Below are 8,393 nucleotides of genomic sequence, written 5' to 3' on the forward strand. Positions count from 1 at the left end.
CGATTACAGGCTCTGCCTCTTCCTCAATTTTTGGAACACCAGCTAAAGCCTCTCCAAGTGCATCGCCAAAGGCTGCAGTATTTGTAGGATGAGCGCCTAAGTAACGATCATAATCCGTCTGTTCCTTCGTCTCGAAGAAAGCGTTGACGCTCAAAACTATGCGTCTTTCGGTCCTATCAAACTCGAGAACCTTCAGGGGAAGAAGATCGCCTTCCGAGAAAGCATCCTGAGGTCTATTAACCTCTTTACCTAGTTGAGTCACCGGAACAAATCCCTCCACATCGTCGGGGAGTTTAACGGTAACGCCTCGATCGTTCATACGAAGAATTCTTCCCTCAGTTTCGCGACCGACAGAATACCTTCCAGAAAGCTCAGGCCACGGATCTTTTTCAAGCTGCTTCAAACCGAGGCTCACCCTGCGATTCTCGGGATCGATATTCAGAACGATTAATTCCTGTTCTTCGCCCTTCTTCATAATCTCAGAAGGATGCATAATCCTCTTTGTCCAAGACATGTCTGAGATATGAACCAAACCGTCGATACCCTCCTCGACCTCGACGAAAGCCCCGAAGCTTGTAAGATTGCGAACAACGCCAGTGATCTTGGTGCCCGGAGGATACTTTGCAGCAAGCATAGTCCAAGGATCTGGCTGAAGCTGCTTGACTCCAAGCGATATCTTTTGATTCTCTTTTTCTACCGAGAGAACTACAACATCGATCTCATCACTGAGTGAGAGAACTTCAGAGGGGTGATTGATGTGCTTCGTCCATGACATCTCTGAGATGTGAACAAGGCCTTCGATGCCCTCTTCGAGCTCAACAAACGCGCCATATTTTGTGATATTAACAACTTTTCCGCGAATACGAGCACCCTCGGGATATTTCTCATCAACAGCTTCCCATGGTGAAGGTGTAAGTTGTTTGAGGCCGAGGCTAATCCTCTCCTTCTTTTTATCGTATTTCAATATTTTTACATTAATTTCGTCGCCTATCTTGAGCATCTCGCCCGGGTGCTTAATCCTCGACCAGGACATATCTGTAATATGCAGCAAACCGTCGAGACCGCCAAGGTCTATGAATACCCCAAAGTCGGTGATATTCTTAACAATACCAAGACGCACCTGTTCCTCTTCGATCTCGGAGAGAAGATCCTGGCGTTTGGAGCTACGCTCATCTTCAAGAACAATGCGCCTGCTAACAACAATATTCCTGCGAATCTTGTTTAGCTTGATAACCCGGAAATCCATTTTCTGATTGATCAAAGCATCGAAATCTGGGACCTGACGAAGAGCTATCTGGCTTCCGGGAAGGAAGGCATCCACACCCATGATATCAACAACCATACCACCCTTGATACGCTTACGGATGACACCTTGCACCAATTCACCTGATTCATACGCTTCGCGTATCTCTTTCCAGACGCGAACAAAATCGGCCTTACGCTTAGATATAACGACTTGACCGTTTTCATCTTCGAGCTGTTCGACATAAACAAGAATCTTGTCGCCTGACTTTACATCATCATCGAACTCGACCCTCGAAACTAATCCCTCGGATTTAAATCCTATGTCAACAACAACATCGTCTCCAGAAAAGCGCAGAACTTTACCCTCGATCACTTCATGTTCTTTCAGGGTTGTCATTGTTTCTTCCATGCGTTCTAGCATGGCTTGTCTTTCCTCAATTGTGTAATCTTCTGAAAGATCATCATCCTCTGGAATATCTCCCTCTGAATAAAGAGGCTCGATCTTCATAGGCGTTGGAACAAATTTCTCTGCCTTTTCTTCGGGTTCTTCAACAGGCTTTTCTTCAGCTTGAAGCGTCTCTTCTTCTTCTACTTGATCCTGGTTAGGGGTTTCTTCTTCCGGATTAACTTCCGGTTCGGTAGTCGACACTTCTTCAACAACACTTTCATCCGATTCGACAACCGGTTGAGGTTCGGGAGCCGGGCTCTCTTGAGCCTCGTAGTTGAGCTCCTCTGGGACTTCTGGGTTCATTGGGTTACTCCTTGTATGTGGTTTGTTATTGTATTCTACCATTCGAGATATCTTATCTTCAATAAGTTTTTCGATTCTATTAACCGATTCTTCGAGGGTTTCACCAGTATTATCGATTTCGATAGCATCTTCAGCTTTCTTGAGTGGGCTATCCTCCCGAGTAGAATCCATTCTATCTCGGCGTATTATTTCCTTTTCAATTTCTTCTATGTTTGAATCCATGCCGGCGGCTTCGAGCTGTTTCACCCTTCTTTTTGCTCTTTCAGCAGAACTTGCAGTGATAAATATCTTGATTTCAGCATCGGGAAGAACAACTGTTCCAATATCTCGTCCTTCCATCACAACATGACCGTTTTGTGCAGCCTCCCTTTGTCTGCGCACCATTTCCTTACGAACCATTGGATGTGCACAAACTTGAGAAACCAACGCATCGACAGCAGGTGTTCGTATAGCATTCGTAACATCGCTATCACCAATAAATGTATGCCTTGGCCTGAGGTGAAAATCTAGCTCGTGAAGCCTTTTAGCAAGGGCATTCCCATCCGCAGGATCGATGTTCTCCTCTATAGCCACCAATGTAAGGGCTCGATACATCGCACCGGTGTCGAGATATAAATAATCCATTTTTTCGGCCAATTTACGAGCAATTGTGGATTTCCCAGAACCCGCAGGCCCGTCGATTGCTATCTTTGTTTCTTTCATAGACAAAAATCTTTCTCTTTGGAAATTACTCCAAATTAATTACAACTCGCAAAATATAAAGCTGTATATAAGATTGTCAAGCGATTTATATAATAACAATTAAGCGCTAGTTTTAGTAACCAAACAAGGGGCGGGTAAAGACTAAAAGGTATTACACAAAGGCGTTAGGAAAACACCGATTGACTGCTCCTCTGTCATTTCGAGCGAAGCGAGAAATCTCATTTTCAATCCGTAGGGGCGAGGTCTCCTCGCCCGTTATTTGAAACCGGCGCGGTTTCCGCCGACGGGACGGACAACCCGCCCCCACGGCGCATGCGCTTTTTGCATTTCTAATTCCCGCCCTCGCGGACATAAAACCCTATTTCAAATACACGACCCGTTTAATTGCCTCGCTATCCCCTATTTTCGCTCTGACTAGATAAACACCCGAAACCACCGACGACTCCGGTTGCCAGATGTATTGGCGGGTTGTAAGGGCGAGGTCTCCTCGCCCGTTCGCCAGCGGGACGGGAAACCCATCCCCTACGGAATTGTTCGCGAAGATTTCCGCAATCATTCGCCCGTTTATATCAAATATCTCTATACGGGAAGGCGCAAGACCCTCCCCTACGGGCGCGTCAAGGGAGATCGTTACCGCCGAATTGAAGGGATTGGGACATGCCGTTATACTAAAAGAGACTGGTTTTATAGAGGATTCTTCTATCGAGGTCGTATCGAGAACCTCCTGCCGGATACCGATAGCATGCCAGGTTTCGTATGGGAAATAAGCCCTTCCGGTCATCACGACATCACCGTTTCGACATCTGCAGATGCCCCAACCCCATTCTACAGTGTCCGGTGCGCCGTAACTCGAGTATTCCAAAAGATTGCCGGAAGAATCGATCAACATATACAGGAGATCATCGTCCAGATCCAGCCTGCCTGTCATCGCGTATTTATCCGGCGGGATCTGGATAGCCATATAAATTTCCCCGTCTATAAGATCGGTAACTCCATAATCCTTTGTCCAAATAGTATCACCGGAAGAGTCTATCTTCGCCGCCCACGCACCCATATGATTTTCGCCAACAACCATGTATCCTTCATTATAGGCCGCACAAACATTATTGATATAATTCGGGAAGTAGTCGCGATTTGTTAAAATGCTATCGCCATCAGGGCTAAGTCTCATAAAAATCGAATTATGATAAGACGAAGGAAGAAAATCGATAACATTTATACATCCAGCATTATCGACATACATCTCCTCTGGCCCCGAATAAACGTCGAAGTGAAAGACAGATTCCCATTCGATATCCCAATCCGGCGGGCAGAACTTGACGAAATGCCAATAATAACCCGAGGTCGTAGTCGAATCGCCTTGCAATCCAATTACAAATCCAGAATCGGGAGTCCCCGCAATGCAATGAACACCCAAGTAAGAGTCATATCGATATAGTCCTGTCCAATAGACAATATTATCACTAGCAGGATCGTAAATAGCAAAAAAAACAGAATCCGACATTGTTCCTATAAAACCAACCATACCGATGGCACCGGATGCAGTTGTGTCTGTTTCCCATAAAATTGCATCTTCGGTGTTTGTAAATCGGCTTTCATGTATCACTATCCCCAGTGAATCGGTTCGTAAAACCCGAATATAGCAGTCGGGATCCCAACCAGTTCCAAAGAAAAGCAAGTCGCCTTCCGCTGTTTCTAAAACATCATAATGATTACTTGAAACAACCGGTGGTTCAAAGTAGCGATAATTCCAATTCAACCCAAATGCCGCTGTTGAAACAATAATTCCGAAAAGAATGTATTTTATTATCTGCATGATGTAGTAGTGGTTGTATCGTGAACCGGTGCGTAAAGATTAGCATCTCCATTGCCGCCGCTGATTATCACTTGTGTGCTATCGCTTTGTTTATACCAAGCTGGAGGAGCTATTAGTTCATCATGACATCCCGGAGACAAAGCTACTTTAACTCTAACATAATATGTTCCATTTGACAAGCCGGTAAACCTATATTCATATTGATCTACCTCCCCAATACAAGTCGAATCGATAAGAGAATATAACGAATTATACAAATAGACTTCACCAATTTCTGAATATTCTTCATCTCCTTCATCGCAGCTATCACTAATTACCAATCCTTTAATATCATATCCAATTATTGAGATAATACTTAACAAAACGATGCAGATTGCAAGCTTTGCGGAATCTTTCATTTTGTTTCCTTTAAAAAAGGTTTAAACTCCAGTGCATCTTTAATACACCTTTTAAAAGCGCGGCTGCGTGCGGCGTATTTCGGTTTATGACCTTGCATATTCTTTCCTAAACACAAATTAATATGCTTCATTTAGAAATGCAAGCGAAAAAATCGTTTTCGGTTTCCTCGCACCCGCGCTCCGGTGGCTGTCCTAAAACTCCTCGATGTTTTATTTATTAATAGTCGTTTCCGTTAAATTCCCGGTAGAAAATGAGTTTAATGCGTTTTTCGTTCTATTTTTTATTCTTAAAGGGCTTTTTAAGGGCTATTTACCGGGAAAAAATAAAACACCCTGTCCTCAAGCCATTTTTGCCCATGCAGGATACATTTTACAAAGGTTTACACACGTGCACATCAGACTCCACTGCCCACAAACGTTATCCAACCCGCGAACTGTCCAGCGGCGAAAGCCCAAAATGTGCTTGATATAGCCGAAAACAGGCTCCACTATCGTTTTGCGCCTACCCGGCAAAACCTTATTCTCCGGGATTTTCTGCTTCTCCTGCTGACGTTTGATCGCGCCACCGTAAGGACTTACTGATATCCTTCTGCCCATCTTGTCTTTGGTGCATTTGTGCCGAAAAGGACATCCCCGATAATCGATACAGGTATAAAGTCTTTCAGTGTAACGCTTTTTACGCGAGTTCCTATCCCCCCGATAAGTTAGTGTTCCGCCTTTTGGACAGGTGTATGTATCATTTTCTTCATTGTAAATGAACTTCGACTGATGATACTCCTCATCCGATACGTTCCCCCGCACGAAGGTCGGAGTATGTTTGATGTTCACGAGAACTTCGGCCCCCATATCTTCAGCCCTCGCAAGCTCCTCGCCAGAAAAATATCCGGAATCGGCAACCGACGCCACGCGGCGTCGCAATCGGCCTCAACGCTTCGCGATTCGGCAAGATTTAATTTTCCTTTTCAGAAGCGAATCGGGCCGAGTTGATGTGTGTCGTTTTGCTCGATTGTGACATCGGCACCGACCACTATCCCGCGTTTGTCACCCACCGAGGCCTGAGCGTTGTAACAGAACTTATTCCCGGATTCCGTCTTGATCATCCGGGCATCCCCGTCTGTCTCGTTCAACTGTTTCGCCCCGGCATCGTTAAGCGTTTTAAGTTGCTCTTCGATCTTTCCCAGAAGTTTCTCCCTATCCGCAATATCATCGGGAAGCCTGTATTCGCGGCCCTTTTCGGCCTCCTCGTTATACTCGATCTCCTCGAAAATCTCCTCTAACACCGTATCGTCGAGCTTTGAAAGCAATTTTTCAAGGTCCTCACGAAAATACGATTTCTTTCTCGATACGTCCGCCAATATTTTCGTGCCGTCGACAGCGTTGAGAACAAGCCCGACAAGCTCCATTTTCGACGTGACCCGAACCGACTGCTGAAAAACGCCCTTGATGGCCTAATTATTGTTATTAAAAAAGCGCCAGATCGTGTTGTGGTCGGGATAGTTCATCCCCGTGAGCCAGAGCATTCCGACGCGGAAATCAAGATGTTCGACATCGCTGGCAGGTTAATTAATAAAATCCCGATTTTCGGAAGCGAATCGGCGGAGCCGTTGAGCACATACGCCTCCGGCGCGTGCCGGCGGGCGACCGTCGTCGCTCTTACGCTCCGGAAAACCCAACATCGCGAGGCCCAGCGAGTCGACAAATTCTCTAACAAATCGCGCGGGATGATCCGCTGTAATCCATTCTTCCAATTCCGGCGGAAACAAGAACCGCTGTTCATAATCCGCATGTATCTCATAGCTCATATTTCAAATCCTCCATGTTACTTGCGAAAACAATATACATCATTATTTTCTGTGTGAAAGAGGTTTTGAGACAAACTGCCGGAGCGTGGGAACGAGGTTAAAACGGGCTACAAACCCTGCTATTACTACTATCTCGTTTATTTTTAACATACATTGTTGGCGGTAGTTATTTGTTCAGTAAGTCCTGTATATCTTTAAATGATTTTCCTTTTTCAGTAATCCATTCTGTGAAGCCATTCGAGTTTCTACCTAAAACCATATTTGATGCAGCACTAGGACTGTTAAAAATAGCATCTTCTGTAAATTCTAGTTTGTCTCCTTTGTCAATTAGTATTTTCGTTTCAATTAATTTTCGTCTTAAATTTCGATAGGTCTCGGTAGTCGATTTCGATAGGCTTCTTTTTGCTTCACTCCCTTTAGTCACAATATAGCCTTGATCAGATTCAAACATATTTGCTTTGAAAGATTTTGTTTTAATCTCAAATATTATTTTTGTTTTTGTACCTGACTCTTTTTGCTCAACCAATTCTGGTTTTAAAGTAGATGAAATCAAAAATCTAAACCCCATAACTGGAAGCATTAGTTTTATTTGCTTCAAAAAATACTCCATGTCTGAAATATCTGCTTCATGTAAGGTCGGTAAACTTGGAGAATTTCCATTCTCAATTTCTGCTGTTTTAGCGTCTATTGCGAGTTGTATCAATCTTGATTCAAGGAACTTGATCTGAGTTTTTGTAAGGAGTTCGTCTTTACTAATAAAAATTATTACTTCTTTAAAGTCTTTATTTGGGTCGCTTAAATGTTGTTTAAGTCTGGATTTAATATTCTCTGCTTCTCCAATGTATATTTTCTCTGCAAAGGCTTCATCAGTGGGATCTCCTTTTAAACAATAAATTCCAGGATTATTAAACTCAGGTCTATTGATTATTTTGTTAAGAGATGATCTTGGGCTATAAATTGCTTTTCCAACCCAGTTTCCAATTTCACTGAGTCTTGGTCCGTACTCAGTTCCATCAATCATATAAACTGTTAGTTTTTTTCCCATTCTTGTTCTCTTTTCTCTATTTTTTAATTTCCCCTCGCACCCCCGCTCCGCGCGGGCGCGTTATTTATCGACGCTCTGCATCGATTACATTTAAATTTAGCTCGTCATTCGCCCGCTGTCAAGGCCTATTCAAAAACTCCAACCAGCCGTGGCGCTTGCCCTCGCGTAATGTCTCGCGTTTGAGAGCTATTTCGCGGGTAGCACCCGTGACGCCGTACGGGCCGCGGAAGATTGTCGTTTCAATTATGCCGCCCGCCACTGCGCCTGCGGTTTCCGGCTCGGGGGCCGGAATGACAGAACGGGGTGTGCGCATAGCCTTTGCGGCCTCGGCAACCATTTCGGCGGTCAGGTTCGTTTTAATCGCGTCGGCGTCTCGTCCTTGAACCCGTATTCATAGGCGAAATCGTCCGGTTTTTCTAACTCCCAAATTATCGAGAGCAAAAGGTCTTTTGCGTTGACATAGTAAGATATGGCGACTTCGAGTGCCTGATTAAACTCCTCGAACGCCTCGTCGCCGCACACCCACGCCCCTCGACAAAAATCCGCAATTAGCTCGATAACCCTCCCTCATTTTTCTCCGTTGTTACGAACGACCGCCCCCGCGCGAATGCAGAGTGGGAGGGCACATAGGCCC

The 8,393-nt window shown here is 44.7% G+C and carries 8 protein-coding genes; all 8 read right to left on the reverse strand.

Going from position 1 to position 8,393, the window contains the following annotated elements; all coding sequences use genetic code 11:
- Positions 1-2,698, reverse strand: a 2,698-nt coding sequence (gene rpsA, locus KAH81_07065) for a 30S ribosomal protein S1 (GenBank protein ID MCK5833413.1), incomplete at its 3' end; no start/stop codon positions are given.
- Between the two features lie 358 nt (positions 2,699-3,056).
- The gene (locus KAH81_07070) at positions 3,057-4,514 is read right to left on the reverse strand and encodes a T9SS type A sorting domain-containing protein (GenBank protein MCK5833414.1); all 1,458 of its coding nucleotides are present in this window, start codon (positions 4,512-4,514) and stop codon (positions 3,057-3,059) included.
- Positions 4,505-4,912, reverse strand: coding sequence for a hypothetical protein (locus KAH81_07075; protein MCK5833415.1), 408 nt, complete (start codon positions 4,910-4,912; stop codon positions 4,505-4,507). Before KAH81_07075 ends, KAH81_07070 begins: the two co-directional genes overlap by 10 nt.
- A 339-nt stretch (positions 4,913-5,251) precedes the next feature.
- Positions 5,252-5,830 carry a transposase gene (locus KAH81_07080; protein ID MCK5833416.1) on the reverse strand — a complete coding sequence of 193 codons (579 nt, stop codon included), beginning with the start codon at positions 5,828-5,830 and terminating at the stop codon, positions 5,252-5,254.
- 44 nt (positions 5,831-5,874) lie between these two features.
- The gene (locus KAH81_07085; protein MCK5833417.1) at positions 5,875-6,315 is read right to left on the reverse strand and encodes a hypothetical protein; all 441 of its coding nucleotides are present in this window, start codon (positions 6,313-6,315) and stop codon (positions 5,875-5,877) included.
- 156 nt (positions 6,316-6,471) lie between these two features.
- The gene (locus KAH81_07090; GenBank protein ID MCK5833418.1) at positions 6,472-6,714 is read right to left on the reverse strand and encodes a hypothetical protein; all 243 of its coding nucleotides are present in this window, start codon (positions 6,712-6,714) and stop codon (positions 6,472-6,474) included.
- 166 nt (positions 6,715-6,880) lie between these two features.
- On the reverse strand, positions 6,881-7,759 hold the full coding sequence (locus KAH81_07095) for a GIY-YIG nuclease family protein (protein MCK5833419.1): 879 nt from the start codon (positions 7,757-7,759) through the stop codon (positions 6,881-6,883).
- Positions 7,760-8,104: 345 nt separating this feature from the next.
- Positions 8,105-8,281, reverse strand: coding sequence for a hypothetical protein (locus KAH81_07100; GenBank protein ID MCK5833420.1), 177 nt, complete (start codon positions 8,279-8,281; stop codon positions 8,105-8,107).
- Between the last annotated feature and the right edge of the window lie 112 nt (positions 8,282-8,393).

The organism is bacterium (assembly GCA_023145965.1).
Classification (GTDB): domain Bacteria; phylum UBP14; class UBA6098; order UBA6098; family UBA6098; genus UBA6098.

Excerpts from the sequence above, each read along its gene's own strand:
- KAH81_07085 (MCK5833417.1), bottom strand. The coding sequence starts at position 6,315 with ATGGAGCTTGTCGGGCTTGTTCTCAACGCTGTCGACGGCACGAAAATA.
- KAH81_07095 (MCK5833419.1), bottom strand. The coding sequence starts at position 7,759 with ATGGGAAAAAAACTAACAGTTTATATGATTGATGGAACTGAGTACGGA.
- KAH81_07070 (MCK5833414.1), bottom strand. The coding sequence starts at position 4,514 with ATGCAGATAATAAAATACATTCTTTTCGGAATTATTGTTTCAACAGCG.
- KAH81_07075 (MCK5833415.1), bottom strand. The coding sequence starts at position 4,912 with ATGAAAGATTCCGCAAAGCTTGCAATCTGCATCGTTTTGTTAAGTATT.
- KAH81_07090 (MCK5833418.1), bottom strand. The coding sequence starts at position 6,714 with ATGAGCTATGAGATACATGCGGATTATGAACAGCGGTTCTTGTTTCCG.